Below are 25,691 nucleotides of genomic sequence, written 5' to 3' on the forward strand. Positions count from 1 at the left end.
GGGTGCTTACGGGCCCTAGTGGCTCTGGACCGTCGAGACGAGGTCGCGGCCCGCGGGTGCCTCGGGCACCGGCGGGACGGCCTCGCTCGCCACGGTCGGCCGCTTCGGCGGGTTCCAGGGCTTACCGCCCTCGGCCGGGCGGCCGAGGTCAGCGTGGACCGCGCGGGCGACGGCCTCGATGGTGCTGATGCCCTGGCCCATCGTGCCGTTGTCCTCGGTGAGGACGGCGATGCCGTAGTCGTGGCCGTTGTCGGTGAAGGCGCCGATGCTGTGCACCCGCCAGCCGTGCGTGGCGCGCGACAGCCAGCCGTTCTTGACGTGCACGGTCGTCCCGCCCTGGACGCCGGCCGGGGTGCCCCAGCGCTGGTCGGACCGGACGCGGTTCATCAGGCCCAGCTCGTACTCGCGGGCGTTCTCGCTGAGCACCGAGTTGGGGGAGGTCAGCAGCGCGAGCAGCTTGGCCTGGTCGCGGGCGGTGATCCGGGTCAGGCCCCAGTAGCCGCCGGAGCCCGGCGTCGTCTGGGTCATCCCGGCGGCCCTGAGGAACGCGGACACCTTGGCGGTGCCGAGCTGCTTCCACAGGGCGCTCGTCGAGTCGTTGTCCGACGCGGTGATCATCTTGGTGGCGAGGGTGCGCTCGGTGGAGGTGAGCGAGCGGTGCTGCTTGTCCGCGTCCCACAGCAGCGTCGCGAGCACGGTGGCCTTGACCACGCTCGCGGAGTCGAAGGTGTCGGTGGCCCGCAGCTCGCACCGGGTGTTGGTGGAGCGGTCGTACAGGGCGACGGCCGTCAGCGACGAGCGGCCGCCGAGCGCCGAGGTGATGTCCTTGGACAGCTTGGCCGCGAGCCCGGCCTTGCTGGACGTGCAGGTCACCGATGCCGCGGCGGAGGCCGGCGCGGCACCCGCGACCACCGGCGCGAGCACACCCGCGGCGACGGCCAAGGAGAGCGCGCCGCGCCGGGCGCGGCGGGATATTCGGGCCGTGCGGAGTTGTCTGGGCAAAGCGTCCCTGTCCCCTGGAAGTCGTGAGACGGGCGCGCCTGTGTGGTGCGCCCGTCTGAGATGACCAGCCGAGGACGGGAAAGTTGCCCGCCGAAGACGTTGAAATCTGTCACAGCTCTGTCACCGGCAGACCCAAAACGGTCCGATTCCGGCCTTACCGATGCGTCGGAGCGAACATCCTCAGTACGGCGGGCAGCACGACCACTGAGGGCCCGGGGGCCGCCAGCGCCTTGCCCAGGTCCTCCTGGAGCGACTCGACGCTGGTACGGACCGCCGGGACGCCGAAGGACCGCGCCAGCGCGACGAAGTCCGGGCGGGCCAGCTCGGTGGCGGTGGCCTCGCCGAACGCGTCCGTCATGTACTCGCGCAGGATCCCGTAGCCGCCGTCGTCCACGATCAGCCAGGTCACCGGCAGGTCGTACTGCTTCGCGGTGGCGAGCTCCGCGAGCGAGTACATCGCGCCGCCGTCGCCGGAGACCGCGAGCACCGGCCGCGTCGGGTCGGCGGTCGCGGCCCCGATCGCCGCCGGGAAGGCGTAGCCGAGGCCGCCCGCGCCCTGCGCCGAGTGCAGCGCGCCCGGCCAGGCGGACCAGGCCCAGTACGCCAGGATCGTCATGTCCCAGAAACTGGGCGCCTCGCGGGGCAGCGCCGCGCGCACATCGGCCAGGATCCGCTGCTCGGTGTCCAGGCCCTGCCCCGCGATGCGCTCGCGCACCTTCGCCAGGACGGTCCGCACGGAGTCGGCCGCCGCCGGGTCGGTGCGCTCGCCCACGGTCTCCAGGAGCGCGGAGAGCGCGATGCGGGCGTCCGCGTGGATGCCGAGCGCCGGGTGGTTGGACTCCAGCTTGCCGAGGTCCGCCTCGATCTGGATCACCCGGCCGCGCGGCCTGAACGTGTGGTAGTTCGAGGAGAGTTCACCCAGGCCCGAGCCCACCACGAGCAGGACGTCGGCGTCCTCCAGGAAGTCGGTGGTGTGCCGGTCCTCCATCCAGGACTGGAGCGAGAGCGGGTGCTCCCAGGGGAACGCGCCCTTGCCGCCGAAGGTGGTGACGACCGGCGCGTCCAGCCGCTCGGCGAGCGCGCGGAGCTTGCCGGAGGCGTCGGCGCGTACGACACCGCCGCCCGCGATGATCGCCGGGCGGGCCGCACGGGTCAGCAACTCGGCGGCCACGGCGGTCAGTTCGGGGCGCGGCACCAGGTCGCGCGGGGTCGCGTCGACGGCCGTGACGACCGGCAGGCGGGCCTCGGCGAGCAGCACGTCCTGCGGGATCTCCACCCAGACCGGGCCGTGCGGGGCGGTCAGCGCCGACTCCCAGGCCGCCGCGATCGCGGACGGGATCTGGGACTGGGTGCGGACGGTGTGCACGGACTTCACGACGTCCCGGAACGAGCTCTGCTGGTCGCGGAGTTCGTGCAGATGGCCGTGGCGCCCGCCGCCGAGCCCGGCCGTGGGCACCTGGCTGGCGATGGCGAGCACGGGGGCGCTCGCCGCGGCCGCCTCCTGGAGCGCGGCCAGCGACATCAGGGCGCCGGGCCCGGTGGACAGCAGCAGCGGGGCCGCCTCGCCGGTGACCCGGCCGTACGCGTCGGCGGCGAAGCCCGCGTTGTTCTCGGCGCGCAGCCCCACGTACGCCATCGACGAGCGCCGCAGCGCGTCGAACATCCCGAGGGCGTGCTGCCCGGGCAGCCCGAAGACGGTGGTGGCGCCGAGCCCCCGCAGGGTCTCGACGACCAGGTCACCGCCGATGCGGCCGGGCGGCGGATCGAGGGCGGCCCGCACCTGCGCCGGGGTGGGCCGCAGAACGAGGTCGTGATCGTGCACCTGCATGTCCTCTCCGAGCGCCCCGCGCCCCGTAAGGAGCGCGGGGCTGTGACATGTGCGGCTCCGCCGCGTGGGCGCGACCAGCCACATCCGGCCCGCAGCCGACTAACCACACGTCCAGCGGAGCGCTACGCGCGGCTCGCCGCGATCTGCCGGGACATGATCGTGGTGAGCTCGTACGCCGTGTGGGAGGCGGCCACCGAGGTGATCTCCGCGTGATCGTACGCCGGGGCGACCTCGACGACGTCGGCCGAGACCAGGTTGCAGGAGGCCAGGCCGCGCAGGATCTCCAGGAGCTCGCGGGAGGTCATGCCGCCCGCCTCCGGGGTGCCGGTGCCGGGGGCGTGCGCCGGGTCGAGGCAGTCGATGTCGATCGAGATGTAGAGCGGGCGGTCGCCGATGCGCTGGCGCAGCTGGTCGGCGACCTCGTCGGCGCCGCGGCGGTAGACGTCGGCCGAGGTGACGATGCCGAAGCCCATCTTCTCGTCGTCGGTCAGGTCCTGCTTGCCGTAGAGCGGGCCGCGGGTGCCGACGTGGGAGAGCGCCTCGGTGTCGAGGATGCCCTCCTCGACGGCGCGGCGGAACGGGGTGCCGTGGGTGTATTCGGCGCCGAAGTACGTGTCCCAGGTGTCCAGGTGCGCGTCGAAGTGGAGCAGCGCGACCGGGCCGTGCTTCTTGGCGACCGAGCGCAGCAGCGGCAGCGCGATGGTGTGGTCGCCGCCGAGCGTCATCAGCCGGGCGCCGGTGCCGAGCAGGTCGTCGGCGGCGGCCTCGATCGTGTCGACGGCCTCGTTGATGTTGAACGGGTTCACGGCGATGTCGCCGCCGTCCGCGACCTGGGCGAGCGCGAAGGGCGAGGCGTCCTGCGCCGGGTTGTACGGACGCAGCAGACGCGAGGCCTCGCGGATGGCGTTGCCGCCGAAGCGGGCGCCGGGGCGGTAGGAGACACCGCTGTCGAAGGGCACGCCGACCACGGCGACGTCGGCGGTGCCGACCTCGTCGAGGCGGGGCAGCCGGGCGAAGGTCGCGGGGCCCGCGTACCGCGGAACGCGGGACGAGTCGATCGGACCGCGCGGCGTTTCGTTGCTGCTCATGTCGGAGTGCCCTTCGTGATCGGCCTGCGTACGGGCCCGGCGGCCCGTGGTTCCTCCGGGCCGGTGCGGCCCGCGCTCGCCACCCTAGGTGGCCGTCCAGCGATACTGAAGTGTACGTTTCCTCCACTTACGGCCCCTCTGATGTACGGAGTGCCCATGCCTGCCGAGCCCGCGGCGGCCCCGCCCACCACTCCGGTCCCGCTCTCCGCCCTCCTCGCCCGCGCGGACCTGGGCCTCGTGCACCTCGCCGGGCCGCCGGACGCCGCCGTGCACGGGGTGCACGCCTCGGAGATGGCCGACCCGTATCCGTATCTGCTCGGCGGCGAGCTGCTGCTGACGGCGGGGGTGCAGCTCACCGACCCGGAGCGGTACGCGGCGCGGGTCGCCGAGGCGGGCGCGGCGGCGCTCGGCTTCGGTGTCACGCCGGTGTACGACACGGTCCCGGCCGAGCTGGTGGCCGCCTGCGAGCGGCACGGGCTGCCGCTGGTGGAGGTGCCGCCGCCGACCCCGTTCACGGCGATCGCCCGGGCGGTGTGGGGCCTGCTGACCGAGGCCCGCCACCACGAGCTGCGCCGGGTCGCCCGGGCCCAGCAGGCCCTCGCCTCGGCGGCCGCCCGGCCCGACCCCGTTCCGGCGGTGCTGCACCAGCTGGCGACGCGCCTGGGCGGCTGGGCGGCGCTGCTCGACCCGGAGGGGGCGGTGGTGCGCTCGGCGGGCCCCGAGCCGTCGGAGCGGGCGCGGGCGGCCCTGCGGCATCTGGCGGCAGTGGTCTCGGCGGGGGTGGGCCCCGAGCCCGGGCGGCCCGGCGCTCCCCCCGCGTCCGCTCCCCCCACGTCCGCGAGCGACACCTCGGGCGGCGCGCAGCTCGCCGTGTACGCCCTGGCCGGGGCGCGGGGTCTCGCGCTCGGGACCGTCACCGAGCGGCGCGAGGGCGGCGACCACACCATCGCCGGGGCCGCCTCGGTGCTGCTGTCGCTGCTCACCGCCGAACGGCCGGACGCGGGCCGGACGGCCCAGTCGGCCGCGCTGGTGCGGCTGCTGCTCGGCGCGGACCCCGCCGAGGTGGCCCCGCTGCTCGGCGAGGCGCCCTGGACCGTCGTCCACGCGCGCGGCGAGGGCGCCCCGCCCGACCTCGGCAGCCCGCTGGTGGAGGCGGGCGACGGCCACGCGCGCGTGCTCGTCCCCGGCGGGCAGGACGTCGGCCCGCACCCGGGCTGGACGCTGGGGGCGAGCGCGCCCGTGGCGGCCGGGGAGCTGGCCGCCGCCGACGCCCAGGCCGCCCGGGCGCTGCGCCGGGCGGAGGCGGCCCGCTCCCCCCTGGTCCGCCACCGCACCGGCGGCTACGCCTCGCTCGTGGACCCGGAGGAGGCCGCCGCGTACGCCCGCGCCCTGCTCGCCCCGCTCGCCGAGCCGCTGCTCACCACCCTGCGCACCTGGCTCTCGCTGCACGGCAGCTGGGACCGCACGGCGGTGGCCCTCGGCGTGCACCGCAACACCGTCCGCCAGCGCCTGGCCCGCTGCGCCGCGCTGCTCGACGCGGACCTGGACGACATGGACGTCCGCACGGAGCTTTGGCTCGCGCTCCGGAGTGCGCCGGGACGTGCTGAGGCTCACTCTGGACAGTGCGAGTGACCGCCGGGTAACTTCGTATTTCCATCCCTGAGCAAGCGCTTAGCCGAGCCGCCGCCACCGTCAGAAGGAGAGCGTCCGTGCGCCGCACCGTATTCAACGAGGACCACGAGGCGTTCCGGGAGACCATCCGGGCCTTCATCGAGGCCGAGGTCGTCCCCGTCTACGACGAGTGGTTCGCCGCAGGCCAGGCGCCGCGCGACTTCTACTACAAGCTCGCCGAGCTGGGCGTCTTCGGCATCCGCGTCGACGAGGAGTTCGGCGGCGCGGGCATCGACTCGTACAAGTTCGAGGCCGTGATGTACGAGGAGACGTCCCGCGCGGGCGTCCACTTCGGCGGCTCCGGCGTGCACGTGCTGCTCGGCCTGCCGTACATCAAGATGCTCGCCACCGACGAGCAGAAGAAGCGCTTCCTGCCGAAGTTCGTCTCCGGCGAGGAGATGTGGGCCCTGGCGATGACCGAGCCGGGCACCGGCTCCGACCTCGCGGGCATGAAGACCACCGCCAAGCTCTCCGAGGACGGCACGCACTACGTCCTCAACGGCTCCAAGACCTTCATCACCGGCGGCGTCCACGCCGACCGCGTGATCGTCTGCGCCCGCACCGCCGCGCCCACCGCCGAGGACCGCCGCCACGGCATCTCGCTGTTCGCCGTGGACACCAAGGCCGAGGGCTACTCCATCGGCCGCAAGCTCGACAAGCTCGGCCTGAAGACCTCCGACACCGCCGAGCTGGCGTTCGTCGATGTGAAGGTCCCGGTCGAGGACCTCCTCGGCGAGGAGAACAAGGGCTTCTACTACCTCGGCCACAACCTCGCCTCCGAGCGCTGGGGCATCGCCTTCGGCGCCTACGCGCAGGCCAAGGCCGCCGTCCGGTTCGCCAAGGAGTACGTGCAGGAGCGCACCGTCTTCGGCAAGCCGGTCGCGCACTTCCAGAACACCAAGTTCGAACTGGCCGCCTGCCAGGCCGAGGTGGACGCCGCCGAGGCGGTCGCCGACCGCGCCCTGGAGGCCCTGGACGCGGGCGAGCTGACGCCGGCCGAGGCCGCCTCCGCCAAGCTGTTCTGCACCGAGGTCGCCCACCGCGTCATCGACAAGTGCCTCCAGCTGCACGGCGGTTACGGCTTCATGAACGAGTACCCGATCGCCCGTCTGTACGCCGACAACCGCGTCAACCGGATCTACGGCGGCACCAGCGAGATCATGAAGTCGATCATCGCCAAGGACATGGGTCTGTGACCGAGGCTCTGGATGCCCTGCTCGATCTGCTCGACCTGGAGCAGATCGAGCGGGACTACTTCCGGGGCCGCTCACGCTCGGCGCTCGTCCCCCGGGTCTTCGGGGGCCAGGTGGCGGCCCAGGCGCTGGTCGCCGCCGGCCGCACCGTCCCCGAAGACCGGCCGCCGCACTCCCTGCACGCGTACTTCCTGCGCGCCGGGGACCCGGGCGCACCGATCGTCTACATGGTCGACCGCATCCGCGACGGCCGCTCGTTCACCACCCGAAGGGTGGTGGCGGTCCAGCACGGCAACCCGATCTTCCACCTCTCCGCGTCCTTCCAGACGTACGAGGAGGGTCTTGAGCACCAGACGGACATGCCGCCCGCGCCGGACCCCGAGTCGCTCCCGACGGCCGCCGAGATGCTGCCGCGCCACCTTCCGGCGGACGTCGCCGAGCGCCTGATCGAGGCCCGCGCGGCCGTCGACCTGCGGTACGCCGACGCGCCGCCGTGGGCCAGCGTCGGCACCGCGCGCGAGCCGCGCTCGCAGGTCTGGTTCCGCACGAACGGCAAGCTCGCGGACGACCCCCTGCTGCACATCGCGCTCGCCACCTACGTCTCCGACATGACCCTGCTCGACTCGGTGCTGCTCGCGCACGGCCGGGGCGGCTGGGCGGTCGGCGACGTGGTGGGCGCGTCCCTGGACCACGCGATGTGGTTCCACCGCCCGTTCCGGGCCGACGAATGGCTCCTGTACGACCAGGAGTCCCCCTCGGCCTCAGCGGGCCGGGGCCTGGGCCAGGCCCGCATCTACACCCAGGACGGCCGCTTGGCGGTGACGGTGATCCAGGAGGGCGTGGTGCGGGTCCCGCGCCCCTAGGAGGCGAGGATCGGGGCGCACCTTTACGTACCGTGCCCCCGGCCGCCTGCTTTTAGGGGCGCGGGGAACTGCGCGACCAGCCACGCACGGCCCGCACGGAACCACGAACCCCCGCCCCCACGGCGCAACTTCAGACCAACTCAGCCGCACCCAACAGATACTCGACCATCGGCTCGTAGAACCGCGGATCAACCACGTGGTCGTCCAGCGGCACAGCAACCTGAAGCGTCCCCTCCGCCTCCGCGAGGAACAGCGCGGGATCGTTGCAATCGGCGTACCCGACCGCGTCGATACCGCGCTGGGCCGCACACCCGGCCCACCCGTGATCCGCCACGACCAGATCCGGCAACGCCCGCCCCTCCCGCTCCAGCGCATCCAGAATCGCCGCCATCGGCGCAGGCGAATGCGTGTGCCAGAGGGACGCACCCCGCTCGTAGAGCGAGACGTCCGCGAACTGGACGACACACCCGTCGTCCGCGAGCACCCCGTCCGGAATCCGCACGATCTCGCACCCCGCGGCACGCAGCGCCGAAGCGGTCCGGCTGTGCACATCGATGAGCGCACCCGGGTGCCCGGTCGCGAACAGCACCCGCTCCCGCCCCGCCACGGCCTTCCGCAGCCGCGCCGCCATCCGCTCAAGGGCGTCGACGGTCAGCTCCGGGTCGATGGTGTCCTGGCCCGTGCGGTGCCCGGGGTCGTCGACGACCCCGCAGCGCTCGGCCATCACCGCGAGCACGTCCTGCTCGTCGGTCCAGCGGTCGCCCAGCTCCAGGCCCAGCCAGTAGTGGCGGTCGCCGTTGGCGAGCTTGCGGTAGTGGGAGAGGTTGTTGTCGCGGGGGGTGGCGACGTCTCCGGCGATACGGGTGCGGACGAGGTGGTCGACGAGAACGGCACGGCTGGGTATCGGCATGCGCCCCATTCTGCCCCGGTGCGCGGCGCCGGGCGCCGTCGTCCGCGCAGTGGACGGGCGCACGCGCGCGCGTGGGCGGCCGGGGCGCTCAGCCCGCGAGCGCCGCGAACGCCCCGTGCGCCAGGCGCCGCAGCAGCGCCTCCGTGGCCGCGCGGCCGGGCAGCCCCGCCCCGTACGCCCCCAGGTGCGGCGTCGAGTTGAGCAGGCCGAACACCGCGTGGACGGCCGTGCGGACCTCCGCCTCGGACCCCAGCGGGTACAGCTCCCGTACGACCCCGACCCACAGCTCCACGTACTGCCGCTGCAACTGCCGCACCAGCTTGCGGTCGCTGTCGCGCAGGCGGTCCAGCTCCCGGTCGTGGAGCGTGATGAGCGCCCGGTCGTCGAGGGCGAAGTCGATGTGGCCGTCGATGAGCGAGCCGAGCACCGCCTCCGGGCCCCCGTCGGCCTCGGCGACGCGCTTGCGGCCGCCGTCGTACAGCCGCCCGCTGATCCCCACCAGCAGCTCCGCCAGCATCGCGTCCTTGCCCGCGAAGTGCCGGTAGAGGCCGGGGCCGCTGATGCCGACCGCCGCGCCTATCTCGTCGACGCCCACGCCGTGGAAGCCGCGTTCGGCGAAGAGGCGGGCGGCCTCGCGCAGGATCTGCTCGCGGCGGGTGGGGGCATCGGTCCGGGTGCTCATGAGAATTCATTCTAGACAACGCGGTTAGCGCTCGTTAACCTGAAGGAAATGAGTTAACGGTCATTAACATGTGGCCGGAAGAGCTCACGGCGGACTTCGTACGGGCAAGGGGGCTCGACACGATGCAGCAGGCACCGGTCCTTGGGAGCGCGGCGGATCCCGCGTCCGAGGCGTGGCGGGCCAACGAGGCGGCGCACCGCGCCCTCGGCGAGGAGCTGCGCGCCAGACTGGCCGCGGCCCGCCTCGGCGGCGGCGAGCGGGCCCGCGAGCGCCATGTCGCGCGCGGCAAGCTGCTGCCGCGCGACCGGGTCGACACCCTGCTCGACCCCGGCTCGCCGTTCCTGGAGCTCGCGCCGCTCGCGGCGAGCGGGATGTACGGGGACCAGGCGCCCGCCGCCGGGGTGATCGCCGGGATCGGGCGGGTCAGCGGGCGCGAGTGCGTGATCGTGGCCAACGACGCCACGGTCAAGGGCGGCACGTACTACCCGATGACGGTGAAGAAGCACCTGCGCGCCCAGGAGGTGGCCCTGGAGAACCGGCTGCCGTGTCTGTACCTGGTGGACTCCGGCGGCGCCTTCCTGCCGATGCAGGACGAGGTCTTCCCCGACCGGGACCACTTCGGCCGGATCTTCTACAACCAGGCCCGGATGTCGGCCGCCGGGATCCCGCAGATCGCGGCGGTCCTGGGCTCCTGCACGGCGGGCGGGGCGTATGTCCCGGCCATGAGCGACGAGGCCGTGATCGTCCGCGGCCAGGGCACGATCTTCCTCGGCGGCCCGCCGCTGGTGAAGGCCGCCACCGGCGAGGTCGTCACCGCCGAGGAGCTCGGCGGCGGCGAGGTCCACTCGCGCACCTCCGGCGTGACCGACCACCTCGCCGAGGACGACGCGCACGCGCTGCGGATCGTCCGCAACATCGTGGCGACCCTCCCCGCGCGCGGTGAGCTCCCGTGGAGCGTGGAGCCCGTAGAGGAGCCCAAGGCCGACCCGTTCGGGCTGTACGGGGCGGTGCCGGTCGACTCCCGCACGCCGTACGACGTCCGCGAGGTCATCGCGCGCGTGGTCGACGGCTCCCGCTTCCAGGAGTTCAAGGCCGAGTTCGGCCAGACGCTGGTCACCGGCTTCGCCCGGATCCACGGCCACCCGGTCGGCATCGTCGCCAACAACGGCATCCTGTTCTCCGAATCCGCCCAGAAGGGCGCCCACTTCATCGAGCTGTGCGACCAGCGCGGCATCCCGCTGGTGTTCCTCCAGAACATCTCGGGCTTCATGGTCGGCCGGGACTACGAGGCGGGCGGCATCGCCAAGCACGGCGCCAAGATGGTGACGGCGGTGGCGAGCACCCGCGTGCCCAAACTGACGGTGATCGTCGGCGGGTCGTACGGGGCGGGCAACTACTCGATGTGCGGCCGCGCCTATTCGCCGCGCTTCCTGTGGATGTGGCCCAACGCCAAGATCTCGGTGATGGGCGGCGAGCAGGCCGCCTCGGTGCTCGCCACCGTCAAGCGCGACCAACTGGAGGCGCGCGGCGAGGAGTGGCCGACCGACGCCGAGGAGTCCTTCAAGGACCCCATCCGCGCCCAGTACGACCAGCAGGGCAACGCCTACTACGCGACGGCCCGGCTGTGGGACGACGGGGTGATCGACCCGATGGAGACCCGCCAGGTCCTCGGGCTCGCCCTGACGGCCTGTGCCAACGCCCCCCTCCCCCAGCGGGACTACTCGGCGCCCGGCTTCGGCGTCTTCCGGATGTGAGGCGGACCATGACGATGTTCGACACAGTCCTCGTCGCCAACCGGGGCGAGATCGCCGTCCGCGTCATCCGCACCCTGCGCGCCCTCGGGGTGCGCTCGGTCGCGGTGTTCAGCGACGCGGACGCGGACGCCCGGCATGTGCGGGAGGCGGACACGGCGGTGCGGATCGGCCCGGCGGCCGCGTCCGAGAGCTACCTCTCCATCGACCGGCTCCTGGAGGCGGCCGCGAAGAGCGGCGCCCAGGCCGTCCACCCCGGCTACGGCTTCCTCGCCGAGAACGCGGCCTTCGCGCGCGCGTGCGCCGAGGCGGGCCTGGTCTTCATCGGACCTCCGGCGGACGCGATCTCCCTGATGGGCGACAAGATCCGGGCCAAGGAGACCGTGAAGGCGGCCGGTGTCCCGGTGGTGCCCGGCTCCTCGGGCAGCGGCCTGACCGACGGCCAACTGGCCGACGCGGCCCGCGAGATCGGCATGCCCGTGCTCCTCAAGCCCAGCGCGGGCGGCGGCGGCAAGGGCATGCGGCTGGTCCGCGACGAGGCGGCGCTCGCCGACGAGATCGCGGCCGCCCGCCGCGAGGCCCGCGCCTCCTTCGGCGACGACACGCTCCTGGTGGAGCGGTGGATCGACCGCCCCCGCCACATCGAGATCCAGGTCCTCGCGGACGGCCACGGGAACGTGGTGCACCTGGGCGAGCGCGAGTGCTCCCTCCAGCGCCGCCATCAGAAGATCATCGAGGAGGCCCCCTCGGTCCTGCTCGACGAGGCGACCCGGGCCGCGATGGGCGAGGCGGCGGTCCAGGCGGCCCGCTCCTGCGGCTACGCGGGCGCGGGCACGGTGGAGTTCATCGTCCCGGGCAGCGACCCGTCCTCGTACTACTTCATGGAGATGAACACCCGCCTCCAGGTCGAGCACCCGGTCACCGAGCTCATCACGGGCCTGGACCTGGTGGAGTGGCAGGTGCGGGTCGCGGCGGGCGAGGAACTGCCGTACGGGCAGGAGGACATCACCCTCACCGGCCACGCCATAGAGGCCCGCATCTGCGCCGAGGACCCCTCCCGCGGCTTCCTGCCCTCGGGCGGTACGGTCCTGGCGCTGCGCGAGCCGCAGGGCGACGGGGTGCGCACGGACTCGGGTTTGAGCGAGGGCACGGAGGTCGGCAGCCTCTACGACCCGATGCTCTCCAAGGTCATCGCGTACGGGCCGGACCGGGCGACCGCGCTGCGCCGGCTGCGGGCGGCGCTGGCCGACACGGTCACCCTGGGCGTGCCCACCAACGCGGGCTTCCTGCGCCGCCTCCTGGCCCACCCGGACGTGGTCGCGGGCGACCTCGACACGGGCCTGGTGGAGCGCGAGGCGGACTCGCTGGTGCCGGAGGGGGTGCCGGAGGAGGTGTACGCGGCGGCGGCGCTGGTGCGGCAGGAGGGGCTGCGCCCCCGCGTCACGGGCGCGTGGCTGGACCCGTTCGCGGTGCCGAGCGGTTGGCGCATGGGCGGCGAACCGGCGCCCCTGGCCTTCCCGTTCCGAGTACCGGGACTCGAACCCGTTACTCACACGGTGCGCGGCACGGCCGTCGGCCGGGTCTCCCCCGGCCAGGTCTCCGTGGAGCTCGACGGCCTCACCCACACCTTCACCACCGTCCCCTCCCCGGAGGGGACCTGGCTCGGGCGGGACGGGGACAGCTGGCATGTGCTGGACCACGACCCCGTCGCGGCGAGCCTCACCGGCGGCGCGCGCGGCGGCCTCGACACGCTGGCCGCGCCGATGCCCGGCACCGTCACCGTCGTCAAGGTGGCCGTCGGCGACGAGGTCGACGCGGGCCAGAGCCTGCTGGTGGTGGAGGCGATGAAGATGGAGCACGTCATCTCCGCCCCGCACGCCGGCACCGTCACCGAGCTGGACGTCTCCCCCGGCTCGACCGTGGCCATGGACCAGGTCCTGGCCGTGGTGACCCCGAAGGAGGAGGACCAGTGACGCTGCCCATGGTCGTACCGGCGCGGGGCCTGCCCGCCTCGGTGCGGATCCACGAGGTCGGGGCCCGCGACGGCCTGCAGAACGAGAAGGCCGTCGTCCCCACCGAGATCAAGGCGGAGTTCATCCACCGCCTGGCGGACGCGGGCCTGACCACCATCGAGGCGACCAGCTTCGTCCACCCCAAGTGGGTGCCCCAACTGGCCGACGCCGAGCGGTTGTTCCCCATGCTCGACGGCATCGAGAGCGTGGCACTGCCCGTCCTGGTGCCCAACGAGCGGGGCCTGGACCGGGCGCTCGCGCTCGGCGCCCGCCGCATCGCGGTCTTCGCCAGCGCCACGGAGTCGTTCGCCAAGGCCAATCTGAACCGCACGGTGGACGAGTCGCTCCAGATGTTCGCGCCCGTCGTGGCCCGCGCCAAGGAGCAGAAGGTCCACGTCCGGGGCTATCTGTCGATGTGCTTCGGCGACCCGTGGGAGGGAGCCGTCCCCGTCCACCAGGTCGTCCGGGTCGCCAAGTCCCTGATGGACCTGGGCTGCGACGAGCTGAGCCTCGGGGACACGATCGGGGTCGCGACCCCGGCCCACGTCCAGAGCCTGCTCGCCGCGCTGAACGAGGAGGGCGTGCCGACCTCCGCGATCGGGGTGCACTTCCACGACACGTACGGCCAGGCGCTCGCCAACACCCTCGCCGCGCTCCAGCACGGCGTGGCCACCGTCGACGCCTCGGCGGGCGGCCTCGGCGGCTGTCCGTACGCCAAGTCCGCCACCGGAAACCTCGCCACCGAAGACCTCGTGTGGATGCTCCAGGGCCTCGGTATCGACACCGGGGTCGACCTCGGCAGGCTCACCGCCACCAGCGTCTGGCTCGCCGAGCAGCTGGGACGGCCGAGCCCGTCCCGCACCGTCCGCGCCCTCTCCCCCGACTCCCACAAGGAGTGACCCCCCATGTCCCTTGACCACCGGCTCTCCGACGAGCACGAAGAACTCCGCCGTACGGTCGAGGAGTTCGCGCACGACGTCATCGCCCCGAAGATCGGCGACTTCTACGAGCGCCACGAGTTCCCGTACGAGATCGTCCGCGAGATGGGCCGTATGGGCCTGTTCGGGCTGCCCTTCCCGAGGAGTACGGGGGCATGGGCGGCGACTACCTCGCGCTAGGCATCGCCCTGGAGGAGCTGGCCCGGGTCGACTCCTCGGTCGCCATCACCCTGGAGGCCGGGGTCTCGCTCGGCGCGATGCCGGTGTTCCGGTTCGGCACCGAGGAGCAGAAGCGGGAGTGGCTGCCCAAGCTCTGCTCCGGCGAGATGCTGGGCGCGTTCGGTCTGACCGAGCCGGACTGCGGCTCGGACGCGGGCGGCACGCGTACGACGGCGGTGCGCGACGGCGACGAGTGGGTCATCAACGGCACGAAGTGCTTCATCACCAACTCGGGTACGGACATCACGGGCCTGGTGACGGTGACGGCCGTGACCGGCCGCAAGGCGGACGGGCGCCCGCTGATCTCCTCGATCATCGTCCCGTCCGGCACGCCGGGCTTCACGGTGGCCGCGCCGTACTCGAAGGTGGGGTGGAACGCGTCGGACACCCGCGAGCTGTCCTTCCAGGACGTCCGCGTCCCGGCCGCCAACCTCCTGGGCGAGGAGGGCCGGGGCTACGCGCAGTTCCTGCGGATCCTCGACGAGGGCCGCGTCGCCATCTCGGCGCTGGCCACGGGTCTGGCGCAGGGCTGCGTCGACGAATCGGTGAAGTACGCGCACGAGCGCCACGCGTTCGGCCGCCCGATCGGCGACAACCAGGCGATCCAGTTCAAGATCGCCGACATGGAGATGCGGGCGCACATGGCCCGGGTGGGCTGGCGCGACGCGGCGTCCCGGCTGGTGCGGGGCGAGTCCTTCAAGAAGGAGGCGGCGCTGGCGAAGCTGTACTCGTCGACGGTCGCGGTCGACAACGCGCGCGATGCCACGCAGATCCACGGCGGGTACGGGTTCATGAACGAGTATCCGGTGGCGCGGATGTGGCGCGACTCCAAGATCCTGGAGATCGGGGAGGGCACGAGTGAGGTCCAGCGCATGCTGATCGCGCGGGAGTTGGGGCTGCCGGCGTAGCGCCCCTCTTCTGGCCCGGTGTTCGGCTGCGGGTCATGGGTGGCTGAGCACGCAGTTCCCCGCGCCCCTCAAAAGCCTCGTTCGTCCGCGGACCGTGGCCGGTTGCTCGCGCAGTTCCCCGCGCCCCTAAATGCGCCCCTTCGGGCCGCCCGGGGGATTGCCGCGCAGCGGCATCTAAGGGGCGCGGGGAACTGCGCGACCAGCCACAGACGGCCCGCAGACGAACCCCGGGCCAAAAGGGACGCGGGGAACTGCGCGCTCGGCCACCCACCGGTCCGCAGACAAAGACTTCGCTCGATGGGGTGGCCCCGTGCCGTACGGGCGACGCCACCCCGTCCCCGCCCCCACCCTGGGCAGCGTGACCCCGCCCACCTGCCCCGCCTGCCCCACGCGTCCGGCGCTGTGGAAGGACACCTCCACCACCGCCCCCGGCGCCGCCGACCACTGGCACTGGCACTGCGCCGGGTGCCGGACGCTCTACGAGCCGACCGCGTCCCACAAGGTCCGCTTCACGTACGCCCCGCTGCGGCGGTAGGCACTCCCGGGAGACCCCTCTACAGATCCTTGTGAGGTTAGGCTAACCTACCCAGGAACTGCCAGAGGCCGACCCCGGCACGTACGAAACGGATCGTCATGCCCATTTCCCGAGCGTCCTTCCTCTCCCGTCGCGGCCTGCTGGCCGCCGGCGGCGCCATCGGCCTCGGGGCCGCGCTGGCCGCGTGCGGGGACGACGACAAGAAAAAGGGCGACTCGCAGAAGGCCGCGGAGTCCGGCAAGTCCGGCCCCTGGTCCTTCAAGGACGACCGCGGCAAGACCGTCGAGACGAAGTCCACCCCCAAGACGATCGTGGCCTTCACCGGCACCGCCGCCGCCCTCCACGACTACGGCATCGAGGTCAAGGCCGTGTTCGGCCCGACCAAGGCCAAGGACGGCAAGCCGGACGTCCAGGCGGGCGACCTCGACATCAACAAGGTCGAGATCCTCGGCAACGTCTGGGGCGAGTTCAGCGTCGAGAAGTACGCGGCCCTCGCGCCCGACCTGCTCGTCACGGACATGTGGGAGAAGGACGCCCTCTGGTACGTGCCGGACAACAGCAAGGACAAGATCCTCAAGCTCGCCCCCAGCGTCGCGCTGTGGGCCGCGCAGATCAGCATGCCGGCCGCGCTCCAGCGCCGCGCCGACCTCGCCGCCTCGCTCGGCGCCGACCTGAAGGCCGCCAAGTTCACCGAGGCCAAGGCCCGCTTCGAGAAGGCCGCCGCCCGGCTGCGCGCCGCCACCAAGGCCAACCCGGGCGTCACGGTGATGATCGGCTCCGCCAGCGCCGACCTGTTCTACGTCTCCGCGGCCAAGACGTCCGCCGACACCGCGTACTTCCAGGAGCTGGGCGTCAAGTTCGTCGAGCCGAAGGTCAACGCGCAGGGCTTCTTCGAGGAGCTCAGCTGGGAGAACGTCGGCAAGTACAAGGCCGACGTGATCATGATGGACAACCGCTCCACCGCCCTCCAGCCGGACGCCCTGAAGTCCAAGCCGACCTGGACCGGGCTGCCCGCCGTCAAGGCCGGCCAGATCACCCCGCGCACCACCGAGCCGATCTACTCGTACGACAAGTGCACCCCGATCCTCGAAACCCTCGCCAAGGCCATCGAGACCGCGAAGAAGGTTGCCTGACCATGACGCTGACAGCCGAGACCGCCACCGTCCCCTTCCGTCTCTTCGACCTGAGCGTGGTACGGACCCGGCGGCTCGGCCCGTCGCTGGTCAGGATCACCTTCGGCGGCGAGCAGTTGGCGTACTTCGAGGGCGGCGGCCGGGACCAGAGCCTCTCGCTCTTCCTGCCGCACCCCGGCCAGGACGCGCCCGTACTGCCGCTGACCCAGAACCCCGAGACGTGGTTCGCGGAGTACCGGGCGCTGCCCGACGACGTCCGGGCCGTGATGCGCTCGTACACCCTGCGCGAGCAGCGCCGCGACCCCGACGAGGTCGACATCGACTTCGCGCTCCACGAGGACGGCGGCCCGGCGTGCCGCTGGGCGGCGCGCGCCGAGCCCGGGGACCGTGTGGCGGTCCTCGGTCCGGCGGTCGCCGACAACACGGCGGTACGGTTCCGGCCGCCGGCCGGTACGGACGGGGTCGTGCTCTGGGGTGACGAGACCGCGCTGCCCGCCGTCTCCGCCATCCTGGAGTGGCTGCCCGCCGGCACGCGCGCGCGGGTGTGGCTCGAAGTGCCGTTCAGCGGGGACCGGATGGCGCTGCCAACGGCTGCGGACGCGGAGATCACCTGGCTCGTACGCGAGGAGGGCGCACCCTCCGTCCTCGATGCCGTCCGCGCCGAGCCAGCTCTCCCCGGGGTCGACCCGTACGTATGGATCGCCGGTGAGGCCTCCACCATGCGCGAGCTGCGGCGGCACTTCGTGAATGAGCGTCAGGTCGACCGCAGGAACGTCACTTTCGTCGGCTACTGGCGGAGGGGGCGTTCGGAGGACCAGTTGCGCGAGGAAGAGGCCGCGTAGGGGCTGTTGCGCGACTGCCGGCCGTGTGTGGCCGATCGCGCAGTTCCCCGCGCCCCTAAGGGCATGCGGCGGAGCCCACTTCACAGGGGGCGAGGGCTTGTTGAGATCGAACTTAGGTTAGGCTAACCTTACTTCGAGATCGCGGTCCTCGCCCCCTTCCTTTCTGCCCGGAGGGCCCGACGAAGTCCCCGATCCGGGAGGACAGTTCATGCGTTCGCACCTGCTCAATGACACGACGGCGGAGAGCTACCGGCGCTCCGTGACCGAAGGAGTCGAGCGGGTGGCGTCGAAACTCGCCGCGACACGCCGCCCGTTCACCGGTGCGGGCGTCGAGGACATCGCCCCGCTCATCGACCGCGTCGACCTCGACCGGCCGCTGGGCGACACCTCCGCCGTCCTGGACGAGCTGGAGGACGTGTACCTGCGCGACGCCGTCTACTTCCACCACCCCCGCTACCTGGGCCACCTCAACTGCCCGGTCGTCATCCCCGCCGTCCTCGGCGAAGCGGTCCTCTCGGCCGTCAACTCCTCGCTGGACACCTGGGACCAGAGCGCCGGCGGCACCCTCATCGAGCGCCGGCTGATCGACTGGACCGCCGGCCGCGTCGGCTACGGCCCCTCCGCCGACGGCGTGTTCACCAGCGGCGGCAGCCAGTCCAACCTCCAGGCGCTGCTGCTCGCCCGCGAGGAGGCCAAGACCGACGACCTGTCGAAGCTGCGGATCTTCTCCTCCGAGTGCAGCCACTTCAGCGTCCAGAAGTCCGCCCAGCTGCTCGGTCTCGGCCGTGGCGCCGTCGTGTCGATCCCCTGCGACCACGACAAGCGGATGCAGACCGTGGCGCTCGCCCGCGCCCTGGAGCGCTGCGCCGCCGAGGGCAACGTCCCGATGGCCGTCGTCGCCACCGCGGGCACCACCGACTTCGGCTCCCTCGACCCGCTGCCGGAGATCGCCGACCTCTGCGCCCAGTACGGCGCGTGGATGCACGTGGACGCCGCGTACGGCTGCGGACTGCTGGTCTCGCCGACCCGCCGTCACCTCCTGAACGGCATCGAGCACGCCGACTCGGTCACCGTGGACTACCACAAGTCCTTTTTCCAGCCGGTGAGTTCGAGCGCGATCCTGGTCAAGGACGGCAGCACGCTGCGGCACGCCACGTACCACGCGGACTACCTCAACCCGCGCCGGGCCGCCGAGGAGCGCATCCCCAACCAGGTCGACAAGTCCCTCCAGACCACCCGCCGCTTCGACGCCCTGAAGCTGTGGATGACGCTGCGCACCATGGGCGCCGACGGCATCGGCTCGCTCTTCGACGAGGTGTGCGACCTGGCCGTGGAGGGCTGGCGGCTGCTCGCCGCCGACCCGCGCTACGACGTCGTCGTCGAGCCCACCCTGTCGACCCTGGTCTTCCGCTACATCCCGGACGCGGTCACCTCGCCCGCCGAGATCGACCGCGCCAACCTCTACGCCCGCAAGGCGCTGTTCGCGTCCGGCGAGGCCGTCGTCGCCGGCACCAAGACCGGCGGCCGCCAGTACCTGAAGTTCACCTTGCTCAACCCCGAGACGACGGTCTCCGACATCGCCGCCGTCCTCGATCTGATCGCCGGCCACGCCGAGCAGTACCTGGGAGAGAACCTTGTCCACGCAGCCTCGTGAGCCGTACGACTTCATCGGGATCGGCCTCGGGCCCTTCAACCTGGGCCTCGCCTGTCTGACCGAGCCGGTCGACGAGCTCCGCGGCCTCTTCCTGGAGACCAAGCCGGACTTCGAGTGGCACTCGGGCATGTTCCTGGAGGGCGCCCACCTCCAGACCCCGTTCATGTCGGACCTGGTCACCCTCGCCGACCCGACCTCGCCGTACTCCTTCCTCAACTACCTGAAGGAGTCGGGCCGCCTCTACTCGTTCTACATACGCGAGAACTTCTACCCGCTGCGCACCGAGTACAACGACTACTGCCGCTGGGCGGCCGGCAAGCTCTCCTCGATCCGCTTCAACCAGACGGTGAAGACGGTGACGTACGAGGACGAGGTGTACGTCGTACGCACCGAGGACGGCTCCGAGTTCCGCGCCCGGCGGCTGGTGCTCGGCACCGGCACCCCGCCGTTCGTCCCCGAGCCGTGCCAGGGCCTGGGCGGTGACTACCTGCACAACTCCCGCTATCTGGACCACAAGGAGGCGCTCCAGAAGAAGGAGTCGATCACCCTGGTGGGCAGCGGGCAGTCCGCGGCGGAGATCTACTACGACCTGCTGAGCGAGATCGACGTCCACGGCTACCGGCTGAACTGGGTCACCCGCTCGCCGCGCTTCTTCCCGCTCGAATACACCAAGCTGACGCTGGAGATGACCTCGCCGGAGTACGTGGACTACTTCCACGCGCTGCCCGAGGCCACCCGCTACCGCCTGGAGACGCAGCAGAAGGGCCTGTTCAAGGGCATCGACTCGGAGCTCATCGACGCGATCTTCGACCTGCTCTACCAGAAGAGCCTCAAGGGCCCCGTCGGCACCCGGCTGCTCACCAACTCCTCACTGAACGCGGCGAGCTACGACACCACGACCGGTACGTACACGCTGGGTCTGCGCCAGGAGGAGCAGGAGAAGGACTACACCCTCGACACCGAGGGCCTGGTCCTGGCCACCGGCTACAAGTACGCCGAGCCGGAGTTCCTCGCCCCGGTGGCCGACCGCCTCAGGCGCGACGGCCGCGGCCGCTTCGACGTGGCCCGCAACTACGCCATCGACACCAACGGCCGCGAGATCTTCCTCCAGAACGCCGCCGTGCACACCCACTCGATCACCTCGCCCGACCTGGGCATGGGCGCCTACCGCAACGCGTACATCATCGGCGAGCTGCTCGGCCGCGAGTACTACCCGGTCGAGAAGTCCATCGCCTTCCAGGAGTTCGCCGTATGAGCACCACGCACACCCCCTCCGGCATAGGTACCTTCACCGTCCGGGACCTCGATCCGCTGAAGGACGCCGAGCTGCTGCACGGCTGGGTCACCCACCCCAAGGCCGCGTTCTGGATGATGCAGGACGCGAAGCTGGAGGACGTCGAGCGGGCGTACATGGAGATCGCCGCCGACGAGCACCACCACGCGCTGCTCGGGCTGCACGACGGCGAGCCCGCCTTCCTGATGGAGAAGTACGACCCGGCCCACCGCGAGCTGGTCGGTCTGTACGAGAGCGAGCCGGGCGACGTCGGCATGCACTTCCTGGTCGCGCCGACCGGCACACCGATCCACGGCTTCACCCGCGCGGTGATCACCGCCGTGGTGGGGCACCTGTTCGCGGACCCGGCGACCCGGCGGGTCGTCGTGGAGCCGGACGTGGGCAACAAGCCCGTCCACGCGCTCAACGCCGCCGTCGGCTTCGAGGTCGTCGGCGAGATCACCAAGCCGGAGAAGAGGGCGCTGCTGAGCGTCTGCACGCGGGCCGCGTTCGAGGAGGCCACCCGATGACGACGACCCCCGACACCGGCGTCGCGCACCTCACCCCCGAGCTGTGGACGCGCGCCAACCGGCTGCTGATCCGCAAGGCGCTCGCCGAGTTCTCCCACGAGCGGCTGCTGAAGCCGCAGCCGCTGGGCGACGACCGGTACAGCGTGCGCAGCGACGACGGCACGGTGGAGTACCGCTTCACCGCCGCGCTGTACGCGCTGGACCACTGGCAGGTGGACCCGGAGTCGGTCACGCGGCACGGGTCCACCGGCCGGCTCCCCCTCGACGCCCTCGACTTCTTCATCGAGCTGCGCGCGACGCTGGGCCTGAGCGACGAGATCCTGCCGGTGTACCTGGAGGAGATCTCCTCCACGCTCTCCGGTACGGCGTACAAGCTCACCAAGGAGCAGACCCCGGCGGCCGAGCTCGCCCGTGCGGGCTTCCAGGCGATCGAGACGGGCATGACCGAGGGCCACCCGTGCTTCGTGGCCAACAACGGGCGGCTCGGGTTCGGTGTGCACGAGTACGCGGCGTACGCGCCGGAGGCCGCCGCGCCCGTCCGGCTGATCTGGCTGGCGGCGCGGCGCGACCGGGCGACCTTCACCTCGGGCGCGGGGCTCGACTACGAGACGCTGATCGAGGCGGAGCTGGGCGCGGCGACGCTGGAACGTTTCGCCGCGACGATGGCGGCGCGGGGGCTGGACCTCGCGGACTACCAGCTGCTGCCGGTCCACCCCTGGCAGTGGTGGAACAAGCTGTCGGTGACGTTCGCGGCGGAGGTGGCCCAGGACAGGCTGGTGCCGCTGGGAGCGGGCGACGACACGTACCTGGCCCAGCAGTCGATCCGAACTTTCTTCAACACGACAGACCCGACGAAGCACTACGTCAAGACGGCCCTTTCGGTCCTGAACATGGGCTTCATGCGCGGCCTGTCGGCGGCGTACATGGAGGCGACCCCGGCGATCAACGACTGGCTGGCGGGAGTGGTGGAGCGCGACTCCGTGCTTCAGGCGGCCCGCTTCTCGATCATCCGCGAGCGGGCGGCGATCGGCTACCACCACCGCCAGTACGAGCGCGCCACCGACCGCTACTCGCCGTACCGCAAGATGCTGGCGGCGCTGTGGCGGGAGAGCCCGGTCCCGTCGCTGGCGCCGGGCGAGCGCCTGGCGACGATGGCGTCGCTGCTGCACGTCGACGGGGCCGGGGCGTCGTTCGCGGGCGCGCTGATCGCGGAGTCGGGGGTGGGCGCGACGGAGTGGCTGCGCCGCTACCTGGACGCGTATCTGCTCCCCGTCCTGCACTCGTTCTACGCGTACGACCTGGCCTACATGCCGCACGGCGAGAACGTGATCCTGGTCCTGGCGGAGGACGGGACGGTGTCGCGGGCGATCTTCAAGGACATCGCCGAGGAGATCGTGGTCATGGACCCGGACGCGGTGCTGCCGCCGGCGGTCGAGCGGATCCGCGCGGACGTGCCGGACGACATGAAGCTGCTGTCCGTCTTCACGGACGTCTTCGACTGCTTCTTCCGCTTCCTGAACGCGACGCTCGTGAGCGAGGGCGTGATCGGGGAGGACGAGTTCTGGGCGGCGGTGGCGGAGTGCGTCACGTCGTACCAGGCGTCGGTACCGGAGCTGTCGGACAAGTTCAAGCAGTACGACATGTTCGCGCCGGAGTTCGCGCTGTCGTGCCTGAACCGTCTGCAACTGCGCAACAACAAGCAGATGGTGGACCTGGCGGACCCGGCGGGGGCACTGCAACTGGTGGGCACCTTGCCGAATCCGATCGCGGGTTGATTTCCCCCACCCCGCCCCTTCCCTGAACCCTCCGGGGGTGGGAGGGGGCGGAGGTGTTTTCCCGGGGGCTGCGGCCCCGGACCCCGTTTGCGGGGCCTGCGGCCCCTGCACCCCGCTTCTTTCATCTGCGGGCCGTCTGTGGCTGGTCGCGCAGTTCCCCGCGCCCCTAGGGGGTACGGCCGTCGGCGATGGCGAAGCCGAGCCTTTTAGGGGCGCGGGGAACTGCGCGACCAGTTGGGGACGGCCCGCAGACAAACCCCGGGCCTACTCCCATCGCACCACCGGCGACCGGTAGAAGTTCACCCCCAGCGCCTCCAGCCGCGGCCCCTGCGCCCCCAGCCGGGCCCGGTACGACGGCCAGTCGTGGGTCCGCGCCGGGGACCAGCCGAGCTCCGCGATCCCGGGGAGGCGCGGGAACGCCATGTACTCGACGTCCGCGCTCGCAGTCAGCGTCTCCGACCACAGCGGCGCCTCGACCCCGAGCACCGCCCCGGCCGGAAGCCCGGCGACAAAGGTGTCCGGGTCCCACCCGTACGACTTGTCCACCTCCACGAACCCCGCCCAGTCCAGACCGAGTTCCGTGTGCGCGTCGTACTTCATATCCAGGTACGCCCGATTCGCCGGCGACATCACCAGCTTCGTGCCCGCCTTCGCCGCCGCGACGACCTCTGCCTCGTCGCCGTCCGTGCCCCAGTACTGGGCCACCGCCCCGGCGACCGGCCGTGCCCCGGCCAGCTGGTGCCAGCCGAGGACCGTCTTGCCGTACTTGCCGACGATCGCCTGCGCCCGGTCCATGAAGGCCACGTAGTCCGCGTGCGCCGTCGAGTGCGCCTCGTCGCCGCCGATGTGGATATATCGACCCGGAGTCATCGCCGCCAGCTCCCGCACCACGTCGTCGAGGAACGCGTACGTCACCGGCTTCGGCACGCACAGTGAGCTGAAACCGACGTCCGTGCCGGTATAGAGGGAAGGCGCGACACCGTCGCAGTTCAGGTCGGCGTAGGAGGCGAGCGCCGCGTTGGTGTGGCCGGGAGTGTCGATCTCGGGGATCACTTCCAGATAGCGGCTCGCCGCGTACCGGACGATCTCCGCGTACTCCGCCTTCGTATAGAAGCCGCCCCTGCCACCGCCCACCTGCGTCTGCCCGCCGTACGCCGCGAGCCTCGGCCAGGAGTCGATCGCGATCCGCCAGCCCTGGTCGTCGCTGAGGTGCAGATGCAGCTTGTTGACCTTGTACAGCGCCAGCTGGTCGATGTACCGCTCCACCTGCCCGGGCGTGAAGAAGTGGCGCGAGACGTCGAGCATCGCGCCCCGGTAGGCGTACCGCGGGCTGTCCTCGATCGTCCCGCCCGCCACCTGCCACGGGCCCGGCTGCCGCGTCCTCCTCTCCACCGACGCGGGCAGCAGCTGCCGCAGCGTCTGGACGCCGTGGAAGAGCCCGGCCGCCCGGTGCGCCGTGAGGGTGACCGCGCCCCGGCCGCTCTCCAGCCGGTACCCCTCCTCCCCCAGCCGCGCGTCGCCGGTGAGCCGCAGCCGGATGCCGCCGGGGCCGTCCGCCCGCACCGGCAGCGCGTACCCGGTCGAGGGGCGCAGCACGTCCGCCAGATATCCGGCGATCCGGCGGCCCTCGGCGCCCGCGCCGGCGGCGACGCGGATCGGGGTGGTGGAGGTGATCGTGTACGCGGTGCCGCCCGGCGCGACGGACGCGGGCGCGGGGACGATCTGGCCGAGGGGTCGGGGGGCGCGGGCCGTGGTCGTGGAGCCCGTCGCGGCTCCGGCCGAGGTGCCCGCCGCCGCCACCAGCAGCAGGGCGCCGAGCAACAGGGACACAGTTCTGCGCTGACTCACTAGCGGTTCCCTTCAACGGGGTACGCCGAGCAACCGAACGGAACCCATCACAACCGCCCGCCCCACCGGCGGTCAAGGTGTAGACCAGTGCGGACCGGTCGCCCAACTGCCCGGCCCCGCAAGGCCGGATGGAAGAATCACCTCATGGCGGAAATCATCCAGAAGGACGGGACCTGGAGCTTCGACGGGGACGGCGTGCGCATCGTGCCCGGCAGCGACAAGGGCGTCAGCCTGCTGCGCCGCACGCTCGGCGAGGTCACGGTGCCGCTCGTGGCGCTGGCCGGGGTGGCGTACGAGCCGGGGCGCAAGACCGGGCGGCTTCGGCTGAGGCTGCGCGACGGGGCAGACCCGCTGCTCCAGGTGACCGGAGGCAAGCTGGACGACGCCTCCGACCCGTACACCCTGACCGTGGAGACGAAGGCGGCCGCGATAGCCGAGTACTTCGTGGACGAGGTCCGCAACGCCCTGCTGCTCGACTCGGTGCCCACGGGGCCGGTCGACCGCTATCTCCTGCCGGGGCCCTCGCTGCCGATGACCGTGAGCGCGGGCGACGCCACGGCCGGGTTCGACGGGCGGGTGGTCCGCCTGGAGTGGACCTGGCACACCGACGAGGTGAAGACGGGCGCCGGTCCGGCCACCCTCGCCGTGGAGGATCTGCACGCGGTGGAGTGGCTGCCCGCGCGGGGGCTGGTGGACGGGCATCTGCGCTTCGTGAGCTCGCCGAACGCGCCCCGGGTGCCCGCCGGGCGCGATCCGCACGCCGTGGAGCTCAACGGATTCAAGAAGGACCCGCTGATGGCGCTGCTCGCCGCGGCCGTGGTGGTGCGGATGCCGCACCCGCACGCGCCGGAGCCCGGACCCGCGCCGGAGCCCAAGGCGCTCGGCCCCGCGCCCGCCGCCGCCGACGACCCGGACGCCCTGCTGCGGCGGCTGCGCGAGCTCGGGGAACTGCACCAGTCCGGCATCCTCACGGAGGAGGAGTTCACCTTCGCCAAGCAGGCCGTGCTGAAGCGGCTGTGAGCGCCCCCTGAAGGAG

General features: G+C 72.0%; 21 protein-coding genes and 1 pseudogene. 16 read left to right on the forward strand and 6 right to left on the reverse strand.

Annotated elements, in window-relative coordinates:
• Nucleotides 1-15: 15 nt before the first annotated feature.
• The 3 genes from BX283_RS16655 to speB all read right to left on the reverse strand — a co-directional run bounded on the left by BX283_RS16655 (nucleotide 16) and on the right by speB (nucleotide 3,918).
• Nucleotides 16-924: a serine hydrolase gene (locus BX283_RS16655; RefSeq protein ID WP_101392392.1), complete on the reverse strand. Its 909-nt coding sequence runs from the start codon at nucleotides 922-924 to the stop codon at nucleotides 16-18.
• Between the two features lie 232 nt (nucleotides 925-1,156).
• The gene (locus BX283_RS16660) at nucleotides 1,157-2,824 is read right to left on the reverse strand and encodes a thiamine pyrophosphate-binding protein (RefSeq protein WP_257582958.1); all 1,668 of its coding nucleotides are present in this window, start codon (nucleotides 2,822-2,824) and stop codon (nucleotides 1,157-1,159) included.
• 128 nt (nucleotides 2,825-2,952) lie between these two features.
• The gene (gene speB, locus BX283_RS16665) at nucleotides 2,953-3,918 is read right to left on the reverse strand and encodes an agmatinase (protein ID WP_101388389.1); all 966 of its coding nucleotides are present in this window, start codon (nucleotides 3,916-3,918) and stop codon (nucleotides 2,953-2,955) included.
• Between the two features lie 156 nt (nucleotides 3,919-4,074).
• On the opposite strand from speB, the gene BX283_RS16670 reads away from it, so the two are divergent.
• The 3 genes from BX283_RS16670 (at nucleotide 4,075) to BX283_RS16680 (ending at nucleotide 7,645) form a co-directional block, all read left to right on the forward strand.
• Nucleotides 4,075-5,550, forward strand: a complete 1,476-nt coding sequence (locus BX283_RS16670; protein ID WP_101388390.1) for a PucR family transcriptional regulator — start codon at nucleotides 4,075-4,077, stop codon at nucleotides 5,548-5,550.
• Nucleotides 5,551-5,627: 77 nt separating this feature from the next.
• The gene (locus BX283_RS16675; RefSeq protein ID WP_101388391.1) at nucleotides 5,628-6,785 is read left to right on the forward strand and encodes an acyl-CoA dehydrogenase family protein; all 1,158 of its coding nucleotides are present in this window, start codon (nucleotides 5,628-5,630) and stop codon (nucleotides 6,783-6,785) included.
• Nucleotides 6,782-7,645, forward strand: a complete 864-nt coding sequence (locus tag BX283_RS16680; protein ID WP_101388392.1) for an acyl-CoA thioesterase II — start codon at nucleotides 6,782-6,784, stop codon at nucleotides 7,643-7,645. The genes BX283_RS16675 and BX283_RS16680 overlap by 4 nt, the downstream gene beginning before the upstream one ends.
• 130 nt (nucleotides 7,646-7,775) lie before the next feature.
• Here the strand turns inward: BX283_RS16680 and BX283_RS16685 are convergent, their stop codons facing one another.
• Together BX283_RS16685 and BX283_RS16690 are read right to left on the reverse strand one after the other, a co-directional pair.
• Complete coding sequence (locus BX283_RS16685; RefSeq protein ID WP_101392393.1) at nucleotides 7,776-8,555, reverse strand: phosphatase; 780 nt, start codon at nucleotides 8,553-8,555, stop codon at nucleotides 7,776-7,778.
• A gap of 88 nt (nucleotides 8,556-8,643) precedes the next feature.
• A complete protein-coding gene (locus tag BX283_RS16690) occupies nucleotides 8,644-9,237 on the reverse strand; it encodes a TetR/AcrR family transcriptional regulator (protein ID WP_101388393.1) in 594 nt (197 codons plus the stop codon).
• A 122-nt stretch (nucleotides 9,238-9,359) separates the two neighbouring features.
• On the opposite strand from BX283_RS16690, the gene BX283_RS16695 reads away from it, so the two are divergent.
• From BX283_RS16695 to BX283_RS16745, 12 genes and pseudogenes are all read left to right on the forward strand, one after another.
• Nucleotides 9,360-10,991 (forward strand): carboxyl transferase domain-containing protein, encoded by a 1,632-nt coding sequence (locus BX283_RS16695; protein ID WP_101392395.1) that lies wholly within the window; start codon nucleotides 9,360-9,362, stop codon nucleotides 10,989-10,991.
• Nucleotides 10,992-11,005: 14 nt separating this feature from the next.
• The gene (locus BX283_RS16700) at nucleotides 11,006-12,961 is read left to right on the forward strand and encodes an acetyl-CoA carboxylase biotin carboxylase subunit (RefSeq protein ID WP_101392394.1); all 1,956 of its coding nucleotides are present in this window, start codon (nucleotides 11,006-11,008) and stop codon (nucleotides 12,959-12,961) included.
• 8 nt (nucleotides 12,962-12,969) lie between these two features.
• Nucleotides 12,970-13,899: a hydroxymethylglutaryl-CoA lyase gene (locus BX283_RS16705; protein ID WP_101392396.1), complete on the forward strand. Its 930-nt coding sequence runs from the start codon at nucleotides 12,970-12,972 to the stop codon at nucleotides 13,897-13,899.
• A gap of 6 nt (nucleotides 13,900-13,905) precedes the next feature.
• Nucleotides 13,906-14,204 (forward strand): annotated as a pseudogene (locus BX283_RS41600) (acyl-CoA dehydrogenase family protein); the annotation flags it as partial.
• Between the two features lie 60 nt (nucleotides 14,205-14,264).
• Nucleotides 14,265-15,065 (forward strand): acyl-CoA dehydrogenase family protein, encoded by an 801-nt coding sequence (locus BX283_RS16710; RefSeq protein WP_257584315.1) that lies wholly within the window; start codon nucleotides 14,265-14,267, stop codon nucleotides 15,063-15,065.
• A 358-nt stretch (nucleotides 15,066-15,423) separates the two neighbouring features.
• A complete protein-coding gene (locus BX283_RS40650) occupies nucleotides 15,424-15,600 on the forward strand; it encodes a hypothetical protein (protein WP_180357173.1) in 177 nt (58 codons plus the stop codon).
• A gap of 98 nt (nucleotides 15,601-15,698) precedes the next feature.
• Complete coding sequence (locus BX283_RS16720; RefSeq protein WP_101388395.1) at nucleotides 15,699-16,733, forward strand: ABC transporter substrate-binding protein; 1,035 nt, start codon at nucleotides 15,699-15,701, stop codon at nucleotides 16,731-16,733.
• A 2-nt stretch (nucleotides 16,734-16,735) separates the two neighbouring features.
• Nucleotides 16,736-17,575, forward strand: coding sequence for a siderophore-interacting protein (locus BX283_RS16725; protein WP_101388396.1), 840 nt, complete (start codon nucleotides 16,736-16,738; stop codon nucleotides 17,573-17,575).
• Nucleotides 17,576-17,783: 208 nt separating this feature from the next.
• Nucleotides 17,784-19,229 (forward strand): aspartate aminotransferase family protein, encoded by a 1,446-nt coding sequence (locus BX283_RS16730; RefSeq protein ID WP_101388397.1) that lies wholly within the window; start codon nucleotides 17,784-17,786, stop codon nucleotides 19,227-19,229.
• A complete protein-coding gene (locus BX283_RS16735; protein WP_101388398.1) occupies nucleotides 19,210-20,484 on the forward strand; it encodes a lysine N(6)-hydroxylase/L-ornithine N(5)-oxygenase family protein in 1,275 nt (424 codons plus the stop codon). Before BX283_RS16730 ends, BX283_RS16735 begins: the two co-directional genes overlap by 20 nt.
• Nucleotides 20,481-21,032, forward strand: a complete 552-nt coding sequence (locus BX283_RS16740) for a GNAT family N-acetyltransferase (protein WP_101388399.1) — start codon at nucleotides 20,481-20,483, stop codon at nucleotides 21,030-21,032. The genes BX283_RS16735 and BX283_RS16740 overlap by 4 nt, the downstream gene beginning before the upstream one ends.
• Nucleotides 21,029-22,807 carry an IucA/IucC family siderophore biosynthesis protein gene (locus BX283_RS16745; protein ID WP_101388400.1) on the forward strand — a complete coding sequence of 593 codons (1,779 nt, stop codon included), beginning with the start codon at nucleotides 21,029-21,031 and terminating at the stop codon, nucleotides 22,805-22,807. Before BX283_RS16740 ends, BX283_RS16745 begins: the two co-directional genes overlap by 4 nt.
• 264 nt (nucleotides 22,808-23,071) lie before the next feature.
• On the opposite strand, the gene BX283_RS16750 is transcribed toward BX283_RS16745, so the two are convergent.
• Nucleotides 23,072-24,655 carry a beta-N-acetylhexosaminidase gene (locus BX283_RS16750; RefSeq protein WP_101388401.1) on the reverse strand — a complete coding sequence of 528 codons (1,584 nt, stop codon included), beginning with the start codon at nucleotides 24,653-24,655 and terminating at the stop codon, nucleotides 23,072-23,074.
• A gap of 144 nt (nucleotides 24,656-24,799) precedes the next feature.
• On the opposite strand from BX283_RS16750, the gene BX283_RS16755 reads away from it, so the two are divergent.
• Nucleotides 24,800-25,675, forward strand: a complete 876-nt coding sequence (locus tag BX283_RS16755) for a DUF4429 domain-containing protein (protein WP_101388402.1) — start codon at nucleotides 24,800-24,802, stop codon at nucleotides 25,673-25,675.
• Nucleotides 25,676-25,691 lie beyond the last annotated feature (16 nt).

It is taken from the genome of Streptomyces sp. TLI_146, from assembly GCF_002846415.1.
Taxonomy (GTDB): Bacteria; Actinomycetota; Actinomycetes; order Streptomycetales; family Streptomycetaceae; genus Streptomyces.